The sequence below is a fragment of the Azohydromonas sp. genome, assembly GCF_035325925.1.
In the GTDB taxonomy this organism is placed as follows: domain Bacteria; phylum Pseudomonadota; class Gammaproteobacteria; order Burkholderiales; family Burkholderiaceae_C; genus Calidifontimicrobium.
The window spans coordinates 71,086-95,453 of record NZ_DAOKZA010000013.1; the positions used below are offsets into that span (position 1 = coordinate 71,086).

Here is a 24,368-nt window from a genome sequence, read left to right on the forward strand (position 1 = left end):
ATGCCCAGCTTCGACGCCGTGCTCGAACCCGACCTCGTCGAGGTGCGCAACGCCGTCGACCAGAGCGCCAAGGAGGTCGGCACGCGCTTCGACTTCAAGGGCACCAGCGCGAGGGTCGAGCTCGGCGACAGGGGCATGGAGGTCACCCTCTACGGCGACAGCGACTTCCAGATCGGTCAGGTCAAGGACATCGTGCTGGCCAAGCTCGCCAAGCGAGGCGTCGACGTGCGCTTCGTCGACGCCGGCGCGAAGGTCGAGAAGATCGGCGGCGACAAGGTCAAGCAGTTGCTGCGCATCAAATCGGGCATCGACAGCGAGCACGCGAAGAAGATCCAGTCGCTGGTCAAGCACAGCAAGCTGAAGGTGCAGGCGTCGATCCAGGGCGACAGCGTGCGCGTCGCCGGCGCCAAGCGCGACGACCTGCAGGCGGCGATCGCGCTGCTGCGCCAGGAGGTCGCCGACCTGCCGCTGGCGTTCACCAACTTCAGGGAGTGACCACGCCCCCCGCCAGGCCCACCGCGGCCGCCGCTCGGCGGGTCTCGACGGCGTGCGCCTGGCTCGCGACGGGCCTGGCCGGCATCGCCGCCCACGCGCAGACCGTCACCTTCAACGGCAGCATCGGCGAGCGCGCGGCGCTGCTGGTGATCGACGGCCAGCCGCGCACGGTCGCGGTGGGAAGCGCCGCCGGAGGCGTGCGGCTGCTCGGCGTGCGCGACGGCGAGGCCGAGGTCGAGATCGACGCACGGCGCCAGCGGCTGCGCCTCGGGGCGCCGGTGGCGCTCGGCACGGGCGCGGCGCGCGACGGCGCATCCGCCAGCGTGGTGCTCAGCGCCGGCCCCGGCGGGCACTTCACGACGCTGGGCAGCATCAACGGCCGGCCGGTGCAGTTCATGGTCGACACGGGGGCGACGACGGTGGCGATGGGTCGCGCCGAGGCCGAGCGCATCGGCCTGGCGTGGCGCGAAGGCCGTGCGGTGGGCACGCGCACCGCCAACGGCGTGGTCGCGGCGCACGAGCTCACGCTGCGCACCGTGCGCGTCGGCGAGGTCGAGGTGGCCCAGGTGCGCGCGATCGTGCTGCCGCACGAGATGCCCTACGTGCTGCTCGGCAACTCGTTCCTGTCGCGCTTCCAGATGACGCGCGAGAACGACGTGATGCGGCTCGAGCGGCGGCCGTAGCCGCGGGGCCTGCTGCGCGCGCTCGATGCGCGCGGCCTACGCGCGCTCGATGCGCGCGTAGGCCGAGTGGTTGTGGATCGACTCGAAGTTCTCGACGTCGACGCGGTAGCGCCCGAGGCGCCGGTCGCCGTTCAGCCGCAGCGCGACGTCTCGCACCAGGTCCTCGACGAACTTCGGGTTCTCGTACGCGCGCTCGGTGATCCACTTCTCGTCGCTGCGCTTGAGCAGCGGCCAGATCTCGCTCGACGCGCTGTCCTCGGCGAAGCGGACCAGTTCGTGCCATTCGACCGGCTCGCACAGCTCGGCGCGGATCGTCACCAGCGAGCGCTGGTTGTGCGCGCCGTAGTCGGAGATCTCCTTCGAGCACGGGCACAGGCTCTTCACCGGCACCGCCACCTCGGCCCACACCGCGGTGCGTGCGTCGCGCGCCTCGGCGATCCAGCGGCCCTGGTAGTCGAGCAGGCTGGCGACGCCCGAGACCGGCGCGCGCTTCTTCAGGAAGAACGCGAAGCGCGCCTCGATGCGACCCTCGGTGGCGTGCAACCGCTCGAGCATCGCCGCGAGCTGCCCCCGCAGCGTCGGCGCGTCGAGCACGACGTCGCCGGCGACCAGGTCGTTGAGCCAGCCGACGAAGCGCGACATGTGCGTGCCCTTGCGCTCGGCGGGCAGCATCACGTCGAGGTCCCAGGCCGCCTGCGTGTGCTGCACCGCGCCGGCCACGCGCACCGCCAGCGGGTAGCGCACGTCCTTGATGCCCACGCGCTGGATCGCCAGCCGGCGCTCGTCGCGCTCGCTCTGCGTGTCGGGGATGTGCAGCGTGTCGGTGGGATGGCTCATGACGTGTGGCGGCCGGACGCCGCGCGCGGTGACTTCCGGCTGTCGCCGGAGCTTCGCACCGTTCGCGCCGCCTTGCCGGATTGGGCCCTTTCGCGTTGTCGCGCCGGTGACGCGACGCTCAGCGGCTGGCGGCCACCGCCAGCGGTGCCGGGCGCACGCGCGGCGTGTCGCCGAAGCGCTCGACGACGGCGCGCTCGATGCCGGCCGCGTCGAGCCCGAGCAGCGCGAGCAGGCGCGCCGGGTCGCCGTGATCGACGAAGTCGTCGGGCAGCCCCAGCGCGAGCACCGGCACGTCGATGCCGGCAGCGTGCAGCGCCTCCATCACCGCAGCGCCGGCGCCGCCGGCGATGCAGCCCTCCTCGACGGTGACCACGGCGTCGTGCGTGCGCGCGAGCTCGACGACGAGCGCGGTGTCCAGCGGCTTGACGAAGCGCATGTCGGCCACCGTCGCGCCCAGCCGCCGCCCGGCCTCGAGCGCCGGGTGCAGCAGCGTGCCGAACGCGAGCACGGCGATGCGCTGGCCGCGCTCGCGCACCACCCCGCGGCCCCACTCCCACTCGCCCAGCGCGCTGTCGATCGCCGCGCCGACGCCGGCGCCGCGCGGGTAGCGCACCGCTGCCGGGTGCGCGCGGCGATACGCCGTGGTCAGCGCCTGGCGGCACTCGTTCTCGTCCGACGGTGCGAGCAGCGCCACGTTCGGCAGGCAGCGCAGGTAGGCGATGTCGAAGGCACCGCAGTGCGTCGCGCCGTCGGCGCCGACGACGCCGGCGCGATCGAGCGCGAGCACCACCGGCAGGTTCTGGATAGCCACGTCGTGCACCAGTTGGTCGTAGCCGCGCTGCAGGAAGGTGCTGTAGATCGCGACCACCGGCTTCAGCCCCTCGCAGGCCAGCCCGGCAGCGAAGGTCACCGCGTGCTGCTCGGCGATGCCGACGTCGAAGCAGCGTTTCGGAAATCGCCGCTGGAACTCGACCATGCCCGAGCCCTCGAGCATCGCCGGGGTGATCGCCACCAGCCGCTCGTCGGCGGCGGCCATGTCGCACAGCCACTGGCCGAAGACCTGCGTGAAGGTCGGCTTGCCCGGCGCAGCGGGCTTGACCAGCCCCTGCGCCGGGTCGAACTTGCCCGGCCCGTGGTAGGCGATCGGGTCGGCCTCGGCCAGCTTGTAGCCGTAGCCCTTCTTCGTGATCACATGCAGGAACTGCGGGCCGGGCTTGTCGCGCAGGTTCTCCAGCGTCGGGATCAGCGCGTCGAGGTCGTGGCCGTCGATCGGGCCGACGTAGTTGAAGCCGAACTCCTCGAAGATCGTGCCCGGCGCGACCATGCCCTTGGCGTGCTCCTCGAGGCGGCGCGCCAGTTCGAGCAACGGCGGCGCGGCCTTGAGCACCTGTTTGGCGCCCTCGCGCGCGGCGGCGTAGAACTTGCCGCTGATCAGCCGCGCCAGGTGCTTGTTCAGCGCACCGACCGGCGCGCTGATCGACATGTCGTTGTCGTTGAGCACGACCAGCAGGTTGGCCGGCACGCCCGCGTGCGGCACGCCGGCGTTGTTCAGCGCCTCGAAGGCCTGGCCGGCGCTCATCGCACCGTCGCCGATCACGGCCACCACCTTGCGCTGCTCGCCCTTGAGCTGCGACGCGATCGCCATGCCCAGCGCCGCCGAAATCGACGTCGAGCTGTGCGCGGTGCCGAAGGTGTCGTACTCGCTCTCGTCGCGGCGCGGGAAGCCGCTGATGCCGCCGAGCTGGCGCAGCGTGTCCATGCGCTCGCGCCGGCCGGTGAGGATCTTGTGCGGGTAGGTCTGGTGGCCGACGTCCCAGACGATGCGGTCGTGCGGCGTGCGGTAGACGGCGTGCAGCGCGATCGTCAGCTCGACGGTGCCGAGGTTGCTCGACAGGTGGCCGCCGGTCTTGCTGACGCTGGCCAACAAGAAGCCGCGCAGTTCGTCGGCCAGCGTGGCGAGCTGTTCGCCCGACAGCCGGCGCAGGTCGGCGGGGCTGTCGATGGTCTGCAGCAGCGGGTACGCGGTCATGGAGGTGGCAGTGGGTTCGCCCGGTGCGGCGCTGGACACGGTGGAGGCGGGCCTCAGCTGGTGCGGTCGACGACCAGGTGCGCCAGCGCGCGCAGCCGCTGCGCCGGCAGCGCGCTGCGTTCGAGCGCCTCGAGCGCCTCCTCGCGCAGCGCGAAGGCGCGTTCGCGCGACGCCGCCAGCCCGAGCACCGAGACGTAGGTCGGCTTGTTCGACTCGCGGTCCTTGCCGGCGGTCTTGCCCAGCGTCTGCGACGGCTGCGTCACGTCGAGGATGTCGTCGACGACCTGGAACGCCAGGCCGATCGCCGCGCCGTAGTCGGCCAGCGCGCACCAGGCGTCGGCGCCGACGTCGCCGCAGGCCGCGCCCATCAGCACGCTGGCGCGCAGCAGCGCGCCGGTCTTGCGCATGTGCATGTCGCGCAGGGCCGGCTCGTCGAGCCGCCGGCCGGTGCTCGCCAGGTCGATCGCCTGGCCGCCGGCCATCCCGGCGTGCCCCGCGGCACGCGCGAGCAGACCGCACAGCCGCGCCTGCAGCGCCGGCGCGACCCCCGAGGACGGCGTCAGCAGCTCGAAAGCCAGCGCCTGCATCGCATCGCCGGTCAGCAGCGCCTGCGCCTCGCCGTAGGCCACGTGCACGGTCGGCTTGCCGCGGCGCAGCACGTCGTTGTCCATGCAAGGCAGGTCGTCGTGCACCAGCGAGTAGGCGTGGATCAGCTCGACCGCGACCCCGGCGCGCAGCGCCGCCTCGGCGTCGCCGCCGACCGCCTCGGCGGCGGCGCGCACCAGCAGCGGGCGCAGCCGCTTGCCGCCATCGAGCACGCCGTAGCGCATCGCCGCGCCGAGCCCGGCCGGCGCGTCGGCGGGCACCCAGCGCTCGAGTGCCGACTCGACCTCGGCCAGCGAAGCGCGCACCCAGTCGTCGAACTCGGGCGCGACGTGCGGCGGCCTCACGCGCTGGTCCATGGCTTGAGCTGGCCTTCCTCGAGCACCTTGACCTGCTCCTCGACGGCCTGCAGCCGCTCGCGGCACAGGGTCAGCAACTCGGCGCCGCGACGGTAGCTGTCGAGCAGGCGGTCCAGCGGCATCTGACCGGCCTCCATCGCCTGCACGAGCTGCTCGAGCTCGGCCAGCGCCTGCTCGTAGGTCGGCGCGTCGGCGGGCCGGGCGGTGGATCGCGGCATTTCGGAACGTGAAATTCGAGGGCCCCGATTGTATTCGTCGCCCCGGCCACGGCGCGCGGCGGGAACCGCGGTGCCCCGGCAGGGTCGCACGCCGTTCTTGCCGCACCGCAAGCGCCGCAGACGGGCCCGCCGACTAGAATCCGCGGCCCCGCGCGCGGCAACGCCGCCGCGGCACGAGGCCTTCGGTGGCGTGCGTCGCGCATCCCCAAGCGTTCGCGTCCGTCGTCCGGGGGCGGTTCGACATCGGTTTTTGGAGATCCTGAGGATCATGTCCGACCTGAGCCTCGCGCTCGACGCCCTCGAGCGCGGCCGTTCGCAGCTGTCCGTGGCCACCTACTTCGACGAGGGCCTGTTCCGCAGGGAGCACGAACTCATCTTCCAGCGCGGTCCGCGCTACCTGGGGCACGAGCTGGCGGTGCCCGAGGTCGGCGACTACTACGCGCTGCCGTTCGAAGGCGAAGGCCGCGCGCTGCTGCGCACGCCCGAAGGCGTCGAGCTGGTCTCCAACGTCTGCCGCCACCGGCAGGCGGTGATGCTGCGCGGGCGCGGCCACACGCAGTCGAACATCGTGTGCCCGCTGCACCGCTGGACCTACGACCTGCAGGGGCGGCTGATCGGCGCGCCGCACTTCGCCGACGACCCCTGCCTGCACCTGAACCGCTACCGGCTGCGCACCTGGAACGGTATGCTGTTCGAGGACAACGGCCGCGACATCGATGCCGACCTCGCCCGGCTGGGCCCGCGCGCCGAACTCGACTTCGCAGGCTACGTGCTCGACAAGATCCACGTCCACGAGTGCGACTACAACTGGAAGACCTTCATCGAGGTCTACCTCGAGGACTACCACGTCGCGCCGTTCCACCCCGGCCTGGGGCACTTCGTGACCTGCGACGACCTGCGCTGGGAGTTCGGCGCGCACCACTCGGTGCAGACGGTGGGCATCAGCGCCGCGCTGTCCAAGCCCGGCAGCGAGGTGTACCGGCGCTGGCACGAGGCGCTGCTGGCGTACCGCGACGGCAAGCCGCCGACGCACGGCGCGATCTGGCTGACCTACTACCCGAACATCATGATCGAGTGGTACCCGCACGTGCTGGTGGTCTCGACGCTGTACCCGAAGGGCCCGCAGAAGACGACCAACATCGTCGAGTTCTACTACCCCGAGGAGATCGCCGCGTTCGAGCGCGAGTTCGTCGAGGCCGAGCAGGCCGCGTACATGGAGACCTGCGTCGAGGACGACGAGATCGCGCTGCGCATGGACGCCGGGCGCAGGGCGCTGTACGAGCGCGGCGACGACGAGGCGGGCCCGTACCAGAGCCCGATGGAAGACGGCATGCGCCACTTCCACGAGTGGTACCGCACGCAGATGGGCATGGGGCGCACGCGGGCCTGAGGCGTCCGCGACGCGCCCGCGGCGGGCGGGCGCCGCGCACGGCGCTCCACGACAATGCGCCGCATGTCCGCGCCGTGGCTGATGCTCGTCTCCTCATTCCTGTTCGCCAGCATGGGCGTGTGCGTCAAGTTCGCGTCGGCGCAGTACGGCGCCGGCGAGATCGTGTTCTACCGCGGGCTGGTCGGCGCCGTCGTGATCGCCGGGCTGACGCGCGTCAACGGCGGCACGCTGCGCACCCGCGTGCCGGCGATGCACTTCTGGCGCAGCATCGTCGGCGTCGCGTCGCTGATGCTGTGGTTCTACGCGATCGCCGGACTGCCGCTGGCCACCGCGGTGACGCTGAACTACATGTCCTCGGTGTGGATGGCGCTGTTCCTGATCGGCGGTGCGGTGATGCTCGGCTCGAAGCGTGTCGACGGCCGGCTCGTCGCCGCGGTGCTGGTGGGCTTCGCCGGCGTCGCGCTGGTGCTGCGCCCGACGATCGACGACCACCAGCTGTGGTACGGTCTGTGCGGACTGGTGTCGGGCATGATGGCCGCGCTGGCCTACCTGCAGGTGACCACGCTGGGCCGCGCCGGCGAGCCCGAGTACCGCATCGTCTTCTACTTCTCGCTGGGCAGCGTCGCCGCCGGCGCCGCGACGATGGCGCTGCACGGCGCGAGTGCGCACACCCCGGTCGGCCTGCTGCTGCTGGCCATCGGCGCGCTGGCCACCGTCGCGCAGATGCTGATGACGCGCGCCTACGCGATCGGCCGCGCGCTGTCCAACGCCAGCCTGCAGTACCTGGGCATCGTCTTCGCGTTCGTCTACGGCGTGCTGCTGTTCGACGACCCGGTCACGACGATGGCCGTGCTCGGCATGGTGCTGATCGTCGCCGCCGGACTGGCCGCCACGCTGCTGCGTGCGCGCGCCTCACCCCCCGACGCCCGGGGCCCGGCGGCCGAGAGCTGAGTAGCCGCGACGCAGTCCGCCGATGACCCACCACACGCTGATCCGTGCCGACACCCTGCTCGAGCGCCTGCGCCACGGCACGCCCACGGTGCTGCTCGACTGCGGCTTCGACTTGTTCGACCCTGCTGCCGGCGAGCGTGCCTACGCCGCCGGCCACCTGCCCGGCGCGCACTACCTGCACCTCGAACGCGACCTGTCGGGCCCGACGCGCGACGCCGCGGGGCGCTTCCGCGGCCGGCACCCGCTGCCGGCGCGCGACGCGTGGGCCGCCCTCGTCGCTCGGCTCGGCATCGCGCCCGGCGTGCAGGTGGTGGCCTACGACGCGCAGGGCGGCCCCTGCGCGGCGCGCGCCTGGTGGCTGCTGCGCTGGATCGGCCACGATGCGGCGGCGGTGCTCGACGGCGGCGTGGCCGCGTGGCAGGCCGCGGGCGGCACGCTGACCACGGCCGCGCCGGGGCGCCTCGACGCGGCGCCGTACCCGGCGCGCGCCGACGCGATGCCGCTGGTCGACGCCGCGGCGCTGCAGGCGCGCCTGGGCCGCGTGTGCCTGCTCGACGCGCGTGCCGGCGAGCGCTTTCGCGGCGAGGTCGAACCGCTGGACGCCGCCGCGGGGCACGTGCCGGGCGCACTGCACCGCTTCTTCATGGACAACCTGCGACCCGACGGCCGCTTCAAGGACGCGGCGACGCTGCGCGCCGAACTGCTGCCGCTGGTCGGCGCCGCCGCGCCGGCCGACGTCGTGCACATGTGTGGCTCGGGTGTCACCGCCTGCCACAACCTGCTCGCGCTCGCGCACGCCGGCCTGGGCACCGGCGCGCTGTACCCCGGCTCGTGGAGCGAGTGGTCGAGCGACCCCGCGCGCGCGCTGGCCCGCGACGGCGCAGCGCCCGGGGCGGGCGCGTCCTCTTGACCTGCCTCAAGCCGGGCACCCGTTCCGGTGCAACACTGCCGCCCTGACCCCCCTCCCCTGACGACAGGAGCCTCCATGTACAAGCACATCCTGATCCCCACCGACGGTTCCGAGATCTCCGCCAAGGCGGTCGAGCAGGCGATCGCGCTGGCCAAGCTCACCGGGGCGGCGCTGAGCGCGCTCAGCGTGAAGGAGCCGTTCCCGTACAGCGCGATCTCCGAGATGCAGCCGACGCCGCCGCAGGAGTTCTACGACGCGCAGGAGCGCATCGCCTCGGCGCGCGTGAAGTCCGTGGTCGACGGCGCGGCCGCCGCCGGCGTCAAGTGCACCGCCACCACCGTCGAGGCGCTGCACCCGTGGGAAGCGATCTGCGACCACGCGAAGGCCAACGGCTGCGACCTGATCGTGATGGCTTCGCACGGCCGGCGCGGTGTCGCCGCGCTGCTGCTGGGCAGCGAGACGCAGAAGGTGCTGACGCACACCGCCACGCCGGTGCTGGTCGTCAAGTGAGCCCGCGCGCCACGGCCGGTCGCGGCCGCGGCGCCTGCCCGGCAGACGTCGGGCCGCCCCGGGTCTTCTCGCTGCGGCGGGGGCAGGCCGGGCGGACCCTCAGTGCGCGTGCAGCAGCGCGGTCGCGCCGCTGACCAGCAGCAGCCCCGCGCCGATCCACGCCACCTGCGCCAGCGTCTGCGCCAGCGGCAGCCGGCGCTGCAGTTGCGGCAGCAGGTCGGCCACCGCGACGTAGATGAAGCTGCTCGACGCGACCACCAGCAGGTACGGGAACAGGTCCGCCCACGGCCTGGCGACGTAGTAGCCGAGCACCCCGCCGGCCACCGCGGCGGCGCCCGACAACGCGTTGTACAGCAGCGCCTTGGCGCGCGAGAAGCCGGCATTGAGCAGCACGATGTAGTCGCCGACCTCCTGCGGGATCTCGTGCGCGACCACCGCCAGCGCCGTGACGATGCCCAACTGCGTGTCGGCGAGGAACGCGGCGGCGATGATGATGCCGTCGCAGAAGTTGTGGATGCTGTCGCCCAGCAGCACGCTCCAGCCGCCGGTGCCGGCTTGCTCGGCGTCGAAGCCGTGGTGGTGGTGGTGGTGCGGGTCGTCGCCCTCGTGGTGGTGGCCGTGCCGGTACAGCTCGGCCTTCTCGAGCAGGAAGAAGAACAGCAGGCCGCCGAGCAGCGCGGCGAACAGGCGGTCGGCGCCGGCGTCGCTGTCGAAGGCCTCGGGCAGCACGTGCAGCAGCGAGGTGCCCAGCAGCACGCCGGCCGACAGGCTGACCAGGCTCTTGACCACGCGGCCGAGCACCGCCACCGTCAGGCTGGCGGCGATCAGCACCGACAGCGCGCCGCCGAGCAACGTCGCCGCGATGATGTAGCCGAGGGTCATGGGGGATCGGGAAGGGTCGGTGGCCCCGGCCGTGCGCGGGTGCCTGTGGTGGCGCGATGTTATCGGGCGCGTCGGGCGCGACGCCGGCGGTCGGCCGATGCGGCGCCGGCACAACGGAGCCGGTCGCGAATGCCCGCACAATGCCCGTCATGGTCGCCGCCCCGTCCAGCACCGCCGGTCTGCTCGCCGCCGTCGACCTGGGATCGAACAGCTTCCGCCTCGAGATCGGCCAGATCGCGCACGGCCGCTACCGCCGCATCGACTACCTGAAGGAGACCGTGCGCCTGGGCGGCGGGCTCGACGCCAACGGCATGCTCACCGACGCGGCGGCGCAGCGCGGGCTCGACTGCCTGGCGCGCTTCGCCAGCCGGCTGGCGGGTTTTCGCGGGGCGCAGGTGCGCGCGGTGGCCACGCAGACGCTGCGCGAGGCGCGCAACCGCGACGCGTTCCTGCTGCGCGCGCAGGGCGTGCTCGGGTACCCGATCGAGGTCATCTCCGGGCGCGAGGAGGCACGGCTGATCTACGCCGGCGTCGCGCACGTGCAGCCGTCCGACGCGCGCCGGCTGGTGGTCGACATCGGCGGGCGCTCGACCGAGATGATCATCGGTGCCGGGCGCTCGCCGCTGGTGGCCGAGTCGTTCCAGGTCGGCAGCGTCAGCCTGTCGCAGCGCTTCTTCGGCGACGGGCGCCTCACCGAGGCGGCGTTCCGCGCCGCGCAGGTGGCCGCCGGCGCCGAGATCGAGGAGGCGCTCGAGACCTTCGCGCGCGGTCGCTGGCACGAGGCGCTCGGGTCGTCGGGCACCGTCAGCGCGGTGTCGCAGCTGCTGGTGGCCAGCGACGTCAGCGCCGGCGAGATCACGCCGGCGGCGCTGCGCTGGTGCATCGCGCGCTGCATCGACGCCGGCCACGTCTCGAGGCTGCGACTGCCCGGGCTGCGCAACGACCGCCGCCCGGTGCTCGCCGGGGGGCTGTCGATCCTGTACACGCTGGCCACGCACTTCGCCATCGACGCGCTGCGCCCGACCAAGGGCGCGCTGCGCCAGGGCGTGATCGTCGACCTGCACGAGCGGCTCGCCGCGCGCCAGCGCGCGCGCGGCGGCGACATGCGCGACGCCTCGGTGGCCGAGCTGCAGCGGCGCTTTCGCGTCGACGTCGCGCAGGCGCAGCGCGTGGGCGCGGTCGCGCGGTCGCTGTACGAAGGCGTCGCCGGCGACGCCGACACCGACGCCCCCCGGGAACTGGCCTGGGCCTGCGATCTGCACGAGATCGGGATGATGGTCTCGCACCACGACCACCACCGCCACAGCGCGTACCTGCTGGCGCACGTCGACGCGCCGGGTTTCTCGCAGAGCCAGCAGCGCCGCGTCGGCGAGCTGGCGCTCGGCCAGCGCGGTGGGCTGCGCAAGATCGAGCACGCGTTCGTCAACGACGCGTTCACCTGGCAGGTGCTGTGCCTGCGGCTGGCGGTGATCAAGTGCCACGCGCGCGGCAGGGTCGACACCAACGCACTGCGGCTGCGCCGCGACGGCGCGCGCGCGGCGCTGTCGTTCAGCCGCGAGTGGGCCGCGACGCACCCGCGCACGCTGTTCCTGCTCGAGGAGGAAGCCGAGACCTGGAACCGCGGCGGGCCGCTGCAGCTGGTGCTGGTGAACTGAAAGCGCGGGTGGCGCGGCGGCTCAGACCTGTTCCGGCCCGCGCACCGTCACCAGCACCACCTCGCGCTCGCCGCCGCGCTGGCGCGAGCGCAGCCACCACACGCCGGCCTTGCGCACGCTCCACGGCATCGTGACGCCGGCCATCAGGTACGCCGCGGTCAGCCCCAGCGTCGGCTGGTGGCCGACGACGAGCACCGGGTCGCGCGCATCGGGCCAGCGCACCGCGGCCAGCAGCGCGTCGACCGTGCCGTCGGGCGCCAGCGCCGGCACGGTCTTGAACTTGCCGTTCAGCGCCTGCGCCGTCTGCTGGCAGCGCCGCGCCGGGCTGGCCAGCACCTTCGTGCCGGCCGGCAGGTGACGGTCGAGCCACTCGGCCATGCGCCGCGCCTGGCGCTCGCCCTTCGCGCTCAGCGCGCGGTCGAGGTCGTCGCCGTCCCCGGGCGACTCGACGGCCTCGGCGTGGCGCCACAGGATCAGGTCCATGCCCGGTGCGCGGTGTTCAGCCGCCGTAGCGCCGCATCAGCGCGCGCTGCGCGCTGACCGCACGCTGGCCGGCGGCCGGGCGCACGCGCTCGTAGTGGCCGTCGGCGTGCAGCGTCCACGCGTCGAGCGTGTCGTGCAGGTACGGCACCAGGCACTCGTCGATCACGCGCTGGCGCAGCGTCGCGTCGCGCACCGGCCACGCCACCTCGATGCGGCGCAGCATGTTGCGGCTCATCCAGTCGGCGCTGCTCAGGTACAGCACCTCGTCGGCGTCGCCGTCGCCCCAGGCGAAGTACGCCACGCGCGTGTGCTCGAGGAAGCGCCCGACCACCGAGCGCACGCGGATGCGGCCGGTGTGCCCCGGCACGCCCGGTGGCAGCATGCACGCACCGCGCACGACGAGGTCGATGTCGGCGCCGGCGCGGCCGGCGGTAACCAGCGCGTCGATCAGCGCGACGTCGGTCAGCGCGTTGACCTTGACGACGATGCGCGCACGCCGCCCGGCGCGCGCCGCGTCGGCGACCTGCTGGATGTGGCGCAGCATGCGCCGGTGCAGCACGAACGGCGCGGTCAGCAGGTGGCGCGGCGGGCGCAGCCGCACCAGGCTGGCCAACTGCTGGAACACCGCGTCGGCGTCGGCGGTGAGTTCGGCGTCGGCCGTCAGGTAGCCGACGTCGGTGTACAGCCGCGCGGTCTTCGGGTTGTAGTTGCCGGTCGACAGGTGTGCGTAGCGGCGCAGACGGTGGCCCTCGCGGCGCGTGACGACCAGCATCTTCGCGTGCGTCTTCAGCCCGACGATGCCGTAGACCACCTGCGCGCCCACCGCCTCGAGCCGCTCGGCCCAGTTGATGTTGGCCTCCTCGTCGAAGCGCGCCTTCAGTTCGACGACGACCATCACCTCCTTGCCGCGGCGCACCGCCTCGAGCAGCAGGTCCATCAGCACGCTCTGCGCGCCGGTGCGGTAGATCGTCTGCTTGATCGCCAGCACGTCGGGGTCGTGCACCGCCTCGCGCAGGAACTGCACCACCGGCTCGAAGCTCTCGAACGGGTGGTGCAGCAGCACGTCGCCCTCGCGCAGGCACTCGAAGATCGGCTTGTCGCGCGGCAGCCGGCGCTCGGGCCATGCCGGCTCGTAGGCGGGGAAGCGCAGCGGCTCGGCGTCGGCCTGGTCGATCAGCTGGTTCAGACGCACCAGGTTCACCGGACCGTTGACGCGGTACAGCGCCTCGGGCGGCAGCGCGAACTGCTGCAGCAGGAACTCGGCCAGTTCGTCGGGACAGGTCGCCACCACCTCCAGGCGGATCGCCTGCCCGAAGTGGCGCCTCGTCAGCCCCGAGCGCAGCGCCTGGCGCAGGTTCTTCACGTCGTCCTCGTCGACCTCGAGCTCGCTGTCGCGCGTGACGCGGAACTGCGAGAAGAAGGTCACCTCGCGACCCGGGAACAGCTCGTGCAGGTGCGCACGGATCACGCTGGTGAGCATGACGAACGCCTGGCGGCCACCGCTGATGTCGTCGGGCAGGCGGATCACGCGCGGCAGCACGCGCGGCACCTTGACGATGGCGATGCGGTTCTCGCGCCCGAACGCGTCGCGCCCGCCCAGGCGCACGATGAAGTTCAGGCTCTTGTTGGCCACCTGCGGGAACGGGTGTGCCGGGTCGAGCCCCACCGGCACCAGCAGCGGGCGCACCTGCTGCTCGAAGAAGCGCGCCACCCACGCGCGTTGCGCCTCGCTGCGCTCGGCGTGGTTGATGACGACGATGCCCTCGCGCTGCAGCGCCGGCATCACCTCGTCGTTGAACAGCGCGTACTGCTCGTCGATCAGCCGATGCGCCTCGGCCCCGACGTCGCGCAGGTCGCGCAGCGACACCCCGGTGCCCGGCCGGCGCGCGAGCTCGAGATAATCGGCGAAGCGCACCTCGAAGAACTCGTCGAGGTTCGACGACACGATGGTGACGTAGCGCAGCCGCTCGAGCAGCGGCACGTCGTCGCGCCGCGCCTGCGCGAGCACGCGGCGGTTGAACTCCAGCGTCGAGCGCTCGCGGTCGAGCAGCACCAGCGGTGGTGCGTCGGGCGCCTGACCGTCGGCGGGCGCGACGGGTTCGGGCGCGCGGTCGATGTCCATCGACCGCCATTATGGACATGCCTTCGTGACCCGCCGATGACAGTGCGCGACGGCGCCCGCGGCGGTGCTGCGGGCGGGTCAGCGCCGGGGCACGCCGCCGCGCGGCAGGCTCGGCGCGATCAGCCAGCGACCGGTCACCGCCGCCCAGCCGGCGAACGCCGCGGACCAGAGCAGCAGCGCCGCGCCCGGCCACGAGGCGTCGCCGAGCACCGCGGCCGCGAGCCGCGCCAGCGTCGCCGCCGCGACGGCCCAGCCGGTCCATGCCAGCGCGCGCGGTGGCTGCAGCGCGCGCCCGGTGTGGCGCAGCGCGACGCGGGTCATCAGCGACAGCATCACCTGGCCGAGCGCCCCGACGGTGAAGGCGTGCACCCACAGCGCGTCGGGCCAGGCACGCGGCAGCAGGCCGGCGTCGGCGAGCGCCTTCAGCGCGAACGCCGCCAGCAGCCACGCGAAGCCGGCGTGCAGCCCCGCGACCAGCGGCGCGTCGAGCGCGCGCCAGCCGCGCCAGCGTGCGACGCGCCAGCCCTGCAGCACGAGCGCGGCCAGCGCGAGCCCGGCCGCGGGCGCACCCGCGACCCCGGCGACGTCGGCCCCGGCCAGCGCCAGCAGCGCCGCCAGCGCCGCCGCCTCGAGCGGCCAAGAGGTCGCCGCCGGCGCGCCCCGGCCCGCCGCGCGCAGCGCGTTGCCGGTGAACACCGGGGTCAGCAGCCCGCCGCCGAGCGTGAACAGCAGCACCAGCACCCACAGCGCGGCGCGCAGCGCGCGCTGCGCCAGCGCCGCGTCGCCGGCGGCGGCGTGGAACGCCGCGTTGGCCGCGGCCAGCGCCAGCACGATCGGCAGCACCGCACGCCAGACGCGCCGCCGCACGCGCCACAGCGGCGGCGCCAGCCACGCGGCGAGCAGCAGCGGCAGCGCCAGATCGGCCGCGGCGACGAGTGCCGCCGGCAGCCACGGCGACGCCCAGAACGCGACGCGGCCGGCCAGCCACAGCGCCGCCAGCGTCGCCAGCGGCGCGCCGTGCAGCTCGGCCGTGCCGGCCCAGCTCGGCAGCGCGGTCAGCAGCACGCCGACGACGATCGCCGTCGCGAAACCGAACAGCATCTCGTGCGCGTGCCAGTGCGCCGGCAGCGTCACGCCCGCCCCCCACGCGGCGACGCCGGCCGCGGCGAGCAGCGGCGCGTACAACGCGCCCAGCAGGAAGAACGGGCGGAACGCGCTGGCCCACAACGGCGCATGCGGCGCGCTCACCGTGGTGGCCCTCAGCGGTCGAACGCCGCGCGGCACCGCGCCAGCCGCTCGCGCGCGGCCCCGGCGCTGCGCTGCCACACCGCGCCGAATCCGCGTGCCCCCCACGTGGCCCGCGCCAGCGCCAGCGCGGCGTCGAAGTGCGCCGCGTCGAGCCGCCCGGCGGCGTGCTCGACCGCGGCCACGTAGTCGTCGCGCAGCGCGCGCGCCAGCCGCACATCGGGGTCGCGGCCGAACGGGTCGACCGCGCTGCCGCGCAGCGCGCGCAGCGCGGCCAGCGCGCGCAGCAGCGGCCGCGACCAGGGCCCGAAGGCGCGCTTGCGCGGCGCGCCGCCGTCGGCGTCGGGGCGCGCGAGCCACCGCGGCGCGAAGTGCCAGTGCACGCGCGGCGTGCCGTCGAAGGCGGCGCGCAGGGCGGCGTCGAAGCCGGCGTCGGTGTGCAGCCGCGCGACCTCGTAGACGTCCTTGTGCGCGAACAGCGCGTACGCGCCGCGCGCCACCGCGTCGGCCAGCGCCTCGCTGCCCGGTCGCACGCGCCGTTCGGCGGCGCGCACGCGTTCGACCAGCGCCGCGTAGCGTGCCGCGTAGGCCGGGCCCTGGTACGCGACGAGCGCCTGCCGCCGCCGCGCGACGGCTTCGTCGAGGCCGGCCGACAGGCGGCGCCACGGCGGCGGGTGCTCGGCGCCGTGCGCGCTCGCGTGCACCGCCGCCGCGTCGATCGCCGCGCGCCGGCCCCACGCGAACGCGCGCCGGTTGTCGTCGACCGCGACGCCGTGCAGCTCGAAGGCGCGCCACAGCGCCTCGCGAGACACCGGCACCCAGCCGCGCTGCCACGCCAGCCCGAGCATGAACATGTTGGCAGCGATCGAGTGCCCGAGCAGCGCGGTGGCCAGCCGCGTCGCGTCGAGCGCCTCGACGGCGTCGTCGCCCAGCGCCGCGTGCAGCCGCGCCAGCGTGGCGTCGCGCGGGAACGCGAGGTCGGGGTCGCGCACGAACTCGCCGGTGATCGTCGCGGCGGTGTTCACCAGCGCGCGCGTGCGCCCCTTCGCGCAGCGGCGCAGCGCGTCGGGCGAAGCGGCGACGAGCAGGTCGGCGCCGATCAGCGCGTCGGCGCCGCCGGGCTCGATGCGCGGCGCCGCCAGCTCGGCGGGCGCGCGCGCGAAGCGCAGGTGCGACAGCACCGCACCGCCCTTCTGCGCGAGCCCGGTGACGTCGAGCACGCTGACGCCCAGCCCGTCGAGGTGCGCCGCCATGCCCAGCAGCGCCCCGACCGTGACCACGCCGGTGCCGCCGACGCCGGCCACCAGCAGCGACCACGGCGCGTCGAGCGCCGGCGGCGTGGGCGGCGGCAGCGCCGCGTCGTCGACCTCCAGCGGCCGGCCGCGCCGCGGCGACGCGCCCTCGACGGTGACCAGTGCCGGGCAGCAGCCCTCGAGGCAGCTCAGGTCGTCGTTGCAGGTGAACGCGTCGATCGCGCGGCGTGTGCCGAACTCGGTGTCTACCGGCACCAGCGACAGGCAGTTCGAGCGCGCGGCGCAGTCGCCGCAGCCCTCGCACACCAGCTCGTTGATGAAGGCGTGGCGCGCCGCCGGCGGCAGCGCGCCGCGCTTGCGGCGGCGCCGGCTCTCGGTGGCGCAGGTCTGGTCGTAGACCAGCGCGGTGACGCCCGGCACCGCGGCCAGTTCGCGCTGCACCGCCTCGAAGCGCTCGCGCGGGTGCACCTGCACGCCCGCCGCGAAGGCGGCGTCGCGCGGGTACTTGGACGGGTCGTCGGCGACCACCGCGATGCGCGCGACGCCTTCGGCGGCGAGCTGGCGCGTGATCTGCGGCACCGACAGCGGCCCGTCGACCGGCTGGCCGCCGGTCATCGCGACCGCGTCGTTGTAGAGGATCTTGTAGGTGATGTTCACGCCGGCGGCCACCGCGGCGCGGATCGCCAGCAGGCCGGAGTGGAAGTAGGTGCCGTCGCCCATGTTGGCGTACACGTGCCGCACGCCGGCGTGTTCCGCCGCGCCGAGCCAGGTCGCGCCCTCGCCGCCCATCTGGCTGATGGTCAGCGTCGAGCGGTCCATCCACGCGGCCATCAGGTGGCAGCCGACGCCGGCCAGCGCGCAGGCGCCCTCGGGCACGCGCGTCGAGCGGTTGTGCGGGCAGCCCGAGCAGAAGTACGGTGTGCGCTGCAGCGGCGCCGGTGGCAGCGCGGCGAAGGCGCGCGCGCGCGCCTCGAGCGCCGCGGCCGCATCGCGCCAGCGCGGCGCACCGTCGAGCCGCGCCAGCCGCAGCGCGATCGCGCGCGCGACGAGTTCGGCGTCGAGTTCGCCGGTGGGCGGCAGCAGCCACTGGCCGTGCGGCGCCGGCCACTCGCCGCCCTCGTCGAACTTGCCCACCACGCGGGGGCGGTCGGGCTCGTCGTACAGCATCTCCTTGAGCTGGTACTCGATGATCTGGCGCTTCTCCTCGACCACCAGGATCTCGCGCAGCCCGCGCGCGAAGCGCCGCGCGCCGGCGGCCTCGAGCGGCCACGGCATGCCGACCTTGTACAGCCGCAGCCCCAGCGCGCGCGCCTCGCGCTCGTCGACGCCGAGCAGGCGCAGCGCCTGGCGCAGGTCGCCCCAGGCCTTGCCGCAGGCGACGATGCCCAGCCGCGCGCCGGGGGCGTCGAGCACCAGCCGGTCGATGCCGTTGGCGCGCGCGTACGCCGCCGCGGCGTAGACCTTGTGCGCCTGCATGCGCAGGTCCTGCGCGGCCTGGGGGTCGGGCCAGCGGATGTGCAGCCCGTCGGCCGGCAGCGGCAGGTCGTCGGGGCGGCGCGACGGCCAGCGCGCGGCGTCGATCTCGGCGGTCGACGAGCTCTCGACCACGTCGGCGGCGAGCTTGAGCGCGACCCACAGCCCGGCGTGGCGCGACATCGCCCAGCCGAGCAGCCCGTAGTCGATCACGTCCTGCACGTCGGCCGGCGCGAGCACCGGGATGCCGCAGGCGGCGAACACGTGCTCGCTCTGGTGCGCCACCGCCGACGAGCGCGCCGCGTGGTCGTCGCCGGCCACCACCAGCACGCCGCCCAGCGGCGCGGTGCCGGCGTGGTTGGCGTGCTTGAACACGTCGACGCAGCGGTCCACCCCCGGCCCCTTGCCGTACCACAGCGCGAACACGCCGTCGACCTTCGGCTGCGGGAACAGCCCCAGCTGCTGCGTGCCCCAGCACGCGGTGGCGGCGAGCTCCTCGTTGACGCCGGGCTGGAAGCGCACCCGGTGCGCGGCGAGGAACGGCGCCGCCTCGTGCAACGCGCTGTCGAGCCCCGCCAGCGGCGAGCCGCGGTAGCCGCTGACGTAGCCGGCGGTGCGGTGCCCGGCGGCGCGGTCGCGGTCGTGCTGCAGCATCGGCAGCCGCACCAGCGCCTGCACGCCGGTGAGGAACACGCGGCCGCGCTCGACACGGTACTTGTCGGCGAGCTCGACGTCGACGGCGGTCATCGCGGGCCTCCCACGCCACGGCGCCAGCGGGTATCGTCGGCGCCTCGCGACCGAGGGCTCCGACGATGCACCGCCCCGCCCCCCCGCTGCGCCGCGCCTTCACCGACGTCGACGGCGCGCTGCTGCACCACGCCGAGTGCGGCCGCGTCGACGCGCCGGCGGTGCTGCTGCTGCACCAGACACCGCGCAGCTGGGCCGAGTACCGCGCCGTGCTGCCGCGGTTGGGCGTGCACTGCCGCGCGATCGCGCTGGACACGCCGGGCTTCGGCGAGTCGCAGCCGCTGGCCGGCGAGCCGACCATCGAACGCTGGGCCGCCGCGGCGGTCGGTGTGCTCGACGCGCTGGGCATCGCGCAGGTCGACCTCGTCGGCCACCACACCGGCGGCGTGATCGCGGTGGAGGTCGCCGCCGGCTGGCCGCGGCGCGTCGGGCGCGTGGTGCTGTCGTCGACGCCATGGGTCGACGCCGCGCTGCGCGCCGAGCGCGCGCGCCGGCCGCCGATCGACGAGGTCGAGCCGCAGCCCGACGGCAGCCACCTCGCGGCGCTGTGGCAGCGCCGGCAGGCGTTCTACCCGCCGGGCCGGCCCGACCTGCTGCACGCCTTCGTGCTCGACGCGATGAAGGTCGGCGACCGGCTCGAGCAGGGGCACCGCGCGGTGGCGGCCTACCGGATGGAAGACCGGCTGCCGCGCGTCACGCACCCGGTGCGGGTGCTGCGCGCCGGGGCCGACCCGTTCGCCGCGCCGCACGCGCACGCGCTGGCGGCGCGGCTGGCCGACGCCCACGTGCACGAGATCGCCGACGGCATGGTGCCACTGCCCGACCAGCTGCCGCAGGCCTTCGCCGACGCGGTGCTCGGCTTCCTGCGGCGCGCCGACGCGCGCTGACCAGGTCTCGGCGGGGGGTCGGTGTCGAGGCATCGGCGGGTCCGCTCGGCTCGGCCGTCGCGCGCTCAGCCGGTGGCGCCGAAGTCCGGCGTGCGGTGCGCGAGGAAGGCCTCGATGCCCTCGCGCGCCGCCGCGGTGCACGCGACCTCGCCGAAGGCGCGGTAGCCGACCTCGAGCGCGTCGGCGAGCGTCGGAGCCGCGGCCGCGTCGCGCACCGCGCGCGCGATCAGCGCGACCACCGCGGCGCTGAGCACGCGGTCGTCGGCGCTGCGCGGCGGGGCCGCGTCGCTGCGCAGCGGCGGCGGCGGCGGCGCGCGTTCGGCGACACGCGGCACCGGCGCGGCGGCGAGCGCGTGCACGCGGTCGATCGCGCGCGCGATCAGGTCGTCGAAGCCGTCGGCGAGCGCGTCGACGACGCCCAGCTCGTGCGCCTGCGCCGCGGCCAGCCGCTCGCCGCGCGCGAGCATGCGGTGGAACACCGGCGCCGCCTGCGGCCAGCGGCGGTACGGCACGACCATCGCGCCGATGCCCGGCACGATGCCCAGCGTGACCTCGGGCAGCTGCATGCGCGCGCCGCGGTCGGCGACGATCGCGTGGCAGCGCATCGCCAGCTCGAAGCCGCCGCCCAGCGCCGCGCCGTTGAGCGCGGCGACCACCGGCTTGCGCGCGCGGTCCAGGTGCACCAGCAGGCGCGAGCACTCGCGCGCGTACTGCGCCGCGGCGTCGGCGTCGCCGAGCAGCGACGGGAAGCGGCCGACGTCGCCGCCGGCGCAGAACGCCTTCAGGCCGTAGCCGGTGATCACGAAGCCGGCGATCGCCGGGTCGTCCTCGTGGCGACGGATCACGGCGAGCACCTCGTCGGTCATCTCGTCGTGCAGCGCGTTGAGCGCCTCGGGGCGGCGCAGCGTGACGACGACGACGTCGCCGACGCGGTCGACCAGCACGTGGCGCTCGCGCGGCTGGTACGCCGCCAGCGCGCGCGCCGGCATCGGCATGCCCGGGCGCTCGGCGGCGAAGCGCGCGAGCACGCGCGACGCCTCGGCGTCGCCGGCGTCGCGCAGCAGCTCCAGCGGGCCGCGCTTGAAGCCCAGCGCGATGCGGCAGCCCAGGTCGAGGTCGGCCGGCTCGCCGATGCCGCGGTCGAGGATGTCGACGCTCTGCGACCACAGCACGCCGAGCAGCCGGTCGCGCACGCGAGCGCGCCGCGCGGCGTCGACCTCGACCGCCTGGCCGGGGGCGACCGTCAGCCAGCGGTCGACCGAGCCGAAGATCGGCGCCGGGCGGTAGTGCTCGCCCTCCTCGTCGGCCTGCAGCGTGTTGGTCTCGACGATGATCGGGTTGCCGTGCGCGAGGTTGAGCACGAAGAACGGCCCGGCGTGCACGAACTCGGCGGCGACGCTGTCGACCTCGGCCGCGGTCGCGTCGGCGAGCAGCAGCGCGGCGTCGTTGCACCAGTTGTCGAACACGCGGTCGAGCATGAAACACGGCGCGTCGGTGGTCACCAGCGGCAGCTTGCCGGTGGCGGCGAACAGGCGCCGCAGCCAGCCGACCAGCGCCGGGTCGGCGCCGGGCCAGGCGATCACCTCGACCGCCGGGTTGCGCCACGCCGGCGCGAAGAAGTGCGTCACCGTCGCGCGCTGCGGGTGGCGCAGCTCGGCGAACAGGCGCGCCGCCGGCAGCGAGCTGGTGTTCGAGGTGATCACCGCGTCGGCGCCGACCACCGACTCGACCTGCGCGAAGATGCGCCGCTTGAGCGGCAGGTCCTCGGTGGCCGCCTCGATCACCCAGTCGCAGCCGGCGATCGCCGCGTAGTCGGTGCTGCCGGCCAGCCCGTCGAGCGCCTCGGCGGCCTGCGACGCCTTCATGTTGCCGCGCGCGACCGCCTTGTCGGCGTAGCCGCGCAGCCGCGCCAGCGCCGCGTCGATCGCCTCCTGGCGGATGTCGACGAGCGTCAGCGCGAGGCCCGGCAGCGCGGTCTTCAGGTAGTACGCGATGTCGGGGCCGATGGTGCCGGCGCCGATCACCGCGACGCGTTTCGGCAGCGCTCGCGACGCGGCGTCGAGCAGCGGGTTGGCGTGGCGGGTCGTGGTCAAGGCGGCATCTCCGCAGTCGGGGGTTCGGGGGCGGTGCCGGCGGCGGCACGCGCCGGCACGGCGGCGCGCCGCAGCGCGTTCTTGTCGGTCTTGTTGGCGCCGGTCTTGGGCAGCGCGTCGTGCCGCACGATCGCCGACGGCAGCTTGTAGCGCGCCAGCCGCTCGCGGCAGTGGTCCATCAGCGACGCGTCGTCGGCGCGCGCGCCCGTGCGGACGACGACGTGCGCGACGATGCGCTCGCCGCGGTAGTCGTCGGCGACGCCGACCACCGCGGCGTCGGCGACGGCCGGGTGCGCGAACAGCACCTCCTCGACCTCGCGCGGGTAGACGTTGTAGCCGCCGACGATCGCCATGTCCTTCTTGCGGTCGCGCACGTAGAGCCAGCCGTCGGCGTCGAGCTCGCCGATGTCGCCGGTGTAGAGCCAGCCGTCGCGCAGCGCCTGCGCGGTCTCGTCCGGGCGGTGGCGATAGCCGCGCATCAGCTGCGGGCCGCGCGCGCGGACCTCGCCGCGTTCGCCGGCGCCGAGCACGCGCGTGCCGGTCTCGACGTCGACGATCTCGATCGTGGTCCCCGGCACCGGCACGCCGACCGAGCCGGGGCGGATCGGCCGGCCGACCGGGTTGAACGACAGCACCGGGCCGGCCTCGGTCATGCCGTAGCCCTCGTGCACCGGCGTGCCGGTGGCGGCCTGCCAGCGCGCCAGCAGCGCCGCCGGCAGCGCCGACGCGCCCGAGTAGCAGGTGTGCACGCGCGACCAGTCGGTGGCGGCCATGCGCGGGTGGCCGAGCAGCCCGGTGAACACCGTCGGGCTGCCGGGAAAGACGCTGATGCGCTCGCGCTCGACGGCGTCGAGCACCGCGTCGGGCTGGTAGCGCGGCAGGATCACCAGCGTGCCGGCGGCGTAGGGGGCGAGGAACAGCCCCATCGCCATCGCGTAGGCGTGCGACAGCGGCATCATGCACAGGATGCGGTCGCCGCGGCGCGACGGCAGCAGCGCCTCGCGCTGCGCGACGTTGACCGCGATCGCCTCGTGCGTCAGCTCGACGCCCTTGGCGCGCCCGGTGGTGCCGCCGGTGTACTGCAGCAGCGCGATCGAGCCCGGGTCGGGCAGCGGCGGCAGCGCTCGGCCCGCCGGCGCGGGCAGGTCGAGCCGGCGCGTGCGCGGCCCGACGACGACGATCTCGGCGACGCCGGCGTCGCGCGCCGGCGCACGCACCGCGTCGGCCAGCGCCGCGTCGACGACGAGCACGCGGGGCGCGGCGTCGGCGAGGATGAATCCCAGCTCGTGCGGCGTCAGCAGCGGGTTCAGCGGCACCAGCTGCGCGCCGGCGGCCAGCGCCGCGTAGGCCGCGACGCAGGCCTCGATCGAATTGCCCACGAGCGTCGCGACGCGCTCGCCGCGCGCGCCCAGCGCCTGCAGCTCGTGCGCGAACGCGGCGACGCTGGCGAGGTAGCCCGCATGGTCGACGCGGCGCCCGCCGTCGACGAGCGCCTCGACGTGCGGCGCCTCGGCCGCGGCGGCCGCGAGCATCGCGACCACCGACGGGTGGCGGTGCGGCAGCGCGACCTCAGCCGTCATCGCGGCCCCCGACCCCCAGGTACGACTCGACGACGCGCGCATCGGCGGCGAGCTCGGCGGCGCTGCCGGCCAGCACCAGCTCGCCGGTCTCGATGACGCAGCCGCGGTCGGCGATCTGCAGCGCCGCGCGCGCGTTCTGCTCGACCAGCAGGATCGACACGCCGCCGTCGCGCAGCGCGGTGACGATGTGCAGGATCTCGCGCACGATGCGCGGCGCCAGCCCCAGACTGGGCTCGTCGAGCAGCAGCAGCCGCGGGCGCGCCATCAGCGCGCGGCCGATCGCCAGCATCTGCCGCTCGCCGCCCGACAGCGTCGCGGCGAGCTGCGTGCGCCGCTCGCGCAGCCGCGGGAACAGCGCGTAGACCCCGCCGAGGTCGCGGTCGGCGCCACGCTCGCCACGCTGCACGCGCTGGTAGGCGCCCAGCCGCAGGTTGTCCTCGACCGTCATCTCGCCGAACAGCTCGCGCCGCTCGGGCACCAGCGACATGCCCAGCGCGACGCGCGACTCGACCGGCAGCGCGCCGACGTCGCGGCCGTCGAAACGCACCTCGCCGCGGGCCGGCAGCAGCCCCATCGCCGCGGCCAGCAGCGTGGTCTTGCCGGCACCGTTCGGGCCGATGACGCTGACGATCGCGCCGGCCGGCACCTCGAGGGCGACACCGTGCAGCGCCTCGACCTTGCCGTAGGCGACGTGCAGGTCGCGCAGCTCGAGCAGCGGCGCCGCGGTCATTTCAGTTGCTCCACCGCGCACCGCGCGACCCGCGACGCACGAGCCCGACGCCATCGAGCGATCGCCGCGGATCCGGCTTTGCCGGTCCGCTGGCGGTGCCCCCTCCTCGGGAGGGGGCGCGCGAAGCGCGCACGGGGAGGTTCACCTCCCGGCCCTCCTGTCACTGCGTGACATCCTCCCCGCGGGAGGACGAGCGCCGCCTTCGGGCGGCCGGGCGGCGGCGCTCACTGCAC

Annotated in this window: 20 protein-coding genes; 8 read left to right on the forward strand and 12 right to left on the reverse strand. The window is 74.7% G+C overall.

What is annotated here, in order from left to right; genetic code table 11:
* A complete protein-coding gene (locus PKC53_RS07095) occupies positions 1 to 495 on the forward strand; it encodes a YajQ family cyclic di-GMP-binding protein (RefSeq protein WP_324427667.1) in 495 nt (164 codons plus the stop codon).
* Entirely contained in the window at positions 492 to 1,178 is a 687-nt protein-coding gene (locus PKC53_RS07100) for a retropepsin-like aspartic protease (protein WP_324427668.1), read from the forward strand. Before PKC53_RS07095 ends, PKC53_RS07100 begins: the two co-directional genes overlap by 4 nt.
* Positions 1,179 to 1,214: 36 nt before the next feature.
* Here the strand turns inward: PKC53_RS07100 and folE2 are convergent, their stop codons facing one another.
* The 4 genes from folE2 to xseB form a co-directional block, all read right to left on the reverse strand.
* Positions 1,215 to 2,015 (reverse strand): GTP cyclohydrolase FolE2, encoded by an 801-nt coding sequence (folE2, locus tag PKC53_RS07105; RefSeq protein WP_324427669.1) that lies wholly within the window; start codon positions 2,013 to 2,015, stop codon positions 1,215 to 1,217.
* Between the two features lie 118 nt (positions 2,016 to 2,133).
* Entirely contained in the window at positions 2,134 to 4,044 is a 1,911-nt protein-coding gene (gene dxs, locus PKC53_RS07110; protein WP_324427670.1) for a 1-deoxy-D-xylulose-5-phosphate synthase, read from the reverse strand.
* A 53-nt stretch (positions 4,045 to 4,097) separates the two neighbouring features.
* Complete coding sequence (locus tag PKC53_RS07115; protein WP_324427671.1) at positions 4,098 to 4,994, reverse strand: farnesyl diphosphate synthase; 897 nt, start codon at positions 4,992 to 4,994, stop codon at positions 4,098 to 4,100.
* A complete protein-coding gene (gene xseB, locus PKC53_RS07120; RefSeq protein WP_324427672.1) occupies positions 4,991 to 5,224 on the reverse strand; it encodes an exodeoxyribonuclease VII small subunit in 234 nt (77 codons plus the stop codon). Before xseB ends, PKC53_RS07115 begins: the two co-directional genes overlap by 4 nt.
* Positions 5,225 to 5,492: 268 nt before the next feature.
* Between xseB and PKC53_RS07125 the strand changes: the two genes are divergently transcribed.
* The 4 genes from PKC53_RS07125 to PKC53_RS07140 all read left to right on the forward strand — a co-directional run bounded on the left by PKC53_RS07125 (position 5,493) and on the right by PKC53_RS07140 (position 8,985).
* On the forward strand, positions 5,493 to 6,614 hold the full coding sequence (locus PKC53_RS07125; RefSeq protein WP_324427673.1) for an aromatic ring-hydroxylating dioxygenase subunit alpha: 1,122 nt from the start codon (positions 5,493 to 5,495) through the stop codon (positions 6,612 to 6,614).
* A 63-nt stretch (positions 6,615 to 6,677) separates the two neighbouring features.
* The gene (locus tag PKC53_RS07130; RefSeq protein WP_324427674.1) at positions 6,678 to 7,565 is read left to right on the forward strand and encodes a DMT family transporter; all 888 of its coding nucleotides are present in this window, start codon (positions 6,678 to 6,680) and stop codon (positions 7,563 to 7,565) included.
* Positions 7,566 to 7,587: 22 nt separating this feature from the next.
* Positions 7,588 to 8,475, forward strand: coding sequence for a sulfurtransferase (locus PKC53_RS07135; RefSeq protein WP_324427675.1), 888 nt, complete (start codon positions 7,588 to 7,590; stop codon positions 8,473 to 8,475).
* A 75-nt stretch (positions 8,476 to 8,550) separates the two neighbouring features.
* Positions 8,551 to 8,985: a universal stress protein gene (locus PKC53_RS07140; RefSeq protein ID WP_324427676.1), complete on the forward strand. Its 435-nt coding sequence runs from the start codon at positions 8,551 to 8,553 to the stop codon at positions 8,983 to 8,985.
* Between the two features lie 99 nt (positions 8,986 to 9,084).
* On the opposite strand, the gene PKC53_RS07145 is transcribed toward PKC53_RS07140, so the two are convergent.
* On the reverse strand, positions 9,085 to 9,867 hold the full coding sequence (locus PKC53_RS07145) for a ZIP family metal transporter (protein ID WP_324427677.1): 783 nt from the start codon (positions 9,865 to 9,867) through the stop codon (positions 9,085 to 9,087).
* A gap of 149 nt (positions 9,868 to 10,016) precedes the next feature.
* On the opposite strand from PKC53_RS07145, the gene PKC53_RS07150 reads away from it, so the two are divergent.
* Positions 10,017 to 11,522 (forward strand): Ppx/GppA phosphatase family protein, encoded by a 1,506-nt coding sequence (locus PKC53_RS07150; protein WP_324427678.1) that lies wholly within the window; start codon positions 10,017 to 10,019, stop codon positions 11,520 to 11,522.
* A gap of 21 nt (positions 11,523 to 11,543) precedes the next feature.
* Here the strand turns inward: PKC53_RS07150 and PKC53_RS07155 are convergent, their stop codons facing one another.
* The 4 genes from PKC53_RS07155 to PKC53_RS07170 all read right to left on the reverse strand — a co-directional run bounded on the left by PKC53_RS07155 (position 11,544) and on the right by PKC53_RS07170 (position 18,845).
* Entirely contained in the window at positions 11,544 to 12,005 is a 462-nt protein-coding gene (locus PKC53_RS07155; RefSeq protein ID WP_324427679.1) for a histidine phosphatase family protein, read from the reverse strand.
* A 16-nt stretch (positions 12,006 to 12,021) separates the two neighbouring features.
* On the reverse strand, positions 12,022 to 14,127 hold the full coding sequence (ppk1, locus tag PKC53_RS07160) for a polyphosphate kinase 1 (RefSeq protein ID WP_324427680.1): 2,106 nt from the start codon (positions 14,125 to 14,127) through the stop codon (positions 12,022 to 12,024).
* Positions 14,128 to 14,205: 78 nt separating this feature from the next.
* A complete protein-coding gene (locus PKC53_RS07165; RefSeq protein ID WP_324427681.1) occupies positions 14,206 to 15,375 on the reverse strand; it encodes an NnrS family protein in 1,170 nt (389 codons plus the stop codon).
* A gap of 11 nt (positions 15,376 to 15,386) precedes the next feature.
* The gene (locus tag PKC53_RS07170; RefSeq protein WP_324427682.1) at positions 15,387 to 18,845 is read right to left on the reverse strand and encodes an indolepyruvate ferredoxin oxidoreductase family protein; all 3,459 of its coding nucleotides are present in this window, start codon (positions 18,843 to 18,845) and stop codon (positions 15,387 to 15,389) included.
* Positions 18,846 to 18,910: 65 nt separating this feature from the next.
* On the opposite strand from PKC53_RS07170, the gene PKC53_RS07175 reads away from it, so the two are divergent.
* On the forward strand, positions 18,911 to 19,732 hold the full coding sequence (locus PKC53_RS07175) for an alpha/beta fold hydrolase (RefSeq protein WP_324427683.1): 822 nt from the start codon (positions 18,911 to 18,913) through the stop codon (positions 19,730 to 19,732).
* Positions 19,733 to 19,797: 65 nt separating this feature from the next.
* On the opposite strand, the gene PKC53_RS07180 is transcribed toward PKC53_RS07175, so the two are convergent.
* From PKC53_RS07180 to PKC53_RS07190, 3 genes are read right to left on the reverse strand one after another with little or no spacing between them, the layout of a single operon-like run.
* A complete protein-coding gene (locus PKC53_RS07180; protein WP_324427684.1) occupies positions 19,798 to 21,825 on the reverse strand; it encodes a 3-hydroxyacyl-CoA dehydrogenase NAD-binding domain-containing protein in 2,028 nt (675 codons plus the stop codon).
* Positions 21,822 to 23,405 (reverse strand): AMP-binding protein, encoded by a 1,584-nt coding sequence (locus PKC53_RS07185; protein ID WP_324427685.1) that lies wholly within the window; start codon positions 23,403 to 23,405, stop codon positions 21,822 to 21,824. The genes PKC53_RS07180 and PKC53_RS07185 overlap by 4 nt, the downstream gene beginning before the upstream one ends.
* A complete protein-coding gene (locus PKC53_RS07190; protein WP_324427686.1) occupies positions 23,395 to 24,135 on the reverse strand; it encodes an ABC transporter ATP-binding protein in 741 nt (246 codons plus the stop codon). Before PKC53_RS07190 ends, PKC53_RS07185 begins: the two co-directional genes overlap by 11 nt.
* Between the last annotated feature and the right edge of the window lie 233 nt (positions 24,136 to 24,368).

Bases quoted from the DNA above. Each gene is read 5' to 3' on its own strand.
- PKC53_RS07095 (WP_324427667.1), top strand. From the start codon at position 1: ATGCCCAGCTTCGACGCCGTGCTCGAACCCGACCTCGTCGAGGTGCGC.
- folE2 (WP_324427669.1), bottom strand. From the start codon at position 2,015: ATGAGCCATCCCACCGACACGCTGCACATCCCCGACACGCAGAGCGAG.
- dxs (WP_324427670.1), bottom strand. From the start codon at position 4,044: ATGACCGCGTACCCGCTGCTGCAGACCATCGACAGCCCCGCCGACCTG.
- xseB (WP_324427672.1), bottom strand. From the start codon at position 5,224: ATGCCGCGATCCACCGCCCGGCCCGCCGACGCGCCGACCTACGAGCAG.
- PKC53_RS07125 (WP_324427673.1), top strand. From the start codon at position 5,493: ATGTCCGACCTGAGCCTCGCGCTCGACGCCCTCGAGCGCGGCCGTTCG.
- PKC53_RS07130 (WP_324427674.1), top strand. From the start codon at position 6,678: ATGTCCGCGCCGTGGCTGATGCTCGTCTCCTCATTCCTGTTCGCCAGC.
- PKC53_RS07135 (WP_324427675.1), top strand. From the start codon at position 7,588: ATGACCCACCACACGCTGATCCGTGCCGACACCCTGCTCGAGCGCCTG.
- PKC53_RS07140 (WP_324427676.1), top strand. From the start codon at position 8,551: ATGTACAAGCACATCCTGATCCCCACCGACGGTTCCGAGATCTCCGCC.
- PKC53_RS07145 (WP_324427677.1), bottom strand. From the start codon at position 9,867: ATGACCCTCGGCTACATCATCGCGGCGACGTTGCTCGGCGGCGCGCTG.
- PKC53_RS07150 (WP_324427678.1), top strand. From the start codon at position 10,017: ATGGTCGCCGCCCCGTCCAGCACCGCCGGTCTGCTCGCCGCCGTCGAC.
- PKC53_RS07155 (WP_324427679.1), bottom strand. From the start codon at position 12,005: ATGGACCTGATCCTGTGGCGCCACGCCGAGGCCGTCGAGTCGCCCGGG.
- ppk1 (WP_324427680.1), bottom strand. From the start codon at position 14,127: ATGGACATCGACCGCGCGCCCGAACCCGTCGCGCCCGCCGACGGTCAG.
- PKC53_RS07170 (WP_324427682.1), bottom strand. From the start codon at position 18,845: ATGACCGCCGTCGACGTCGAGCTCGCCGACAAGTACCGTGTCGAGCGC.
- PKC53_RS07175 (WP_324427683.1), top strand. From the start codon at position 18,911: ATGCACCGCCCCGCCCCCCCGCTGCGCCGCGCCTTCACCGACGTCGAC.
- PKC53_RS07185 (WP_324427685.1), bottom strand. From the start codon at position 23,405: ATGACGGCTGAGGTCGCGCTGCCGCACCGCCACCCGTCGGTGGTCGCG.
- PKC53_RS07190 (WP_324427686.1), bottom strand. From the start codon at position 24,135: ATGACCGCGGCGCCGCTGCTCGAGCTGCGCGACCTGCACGTCGCCTAC.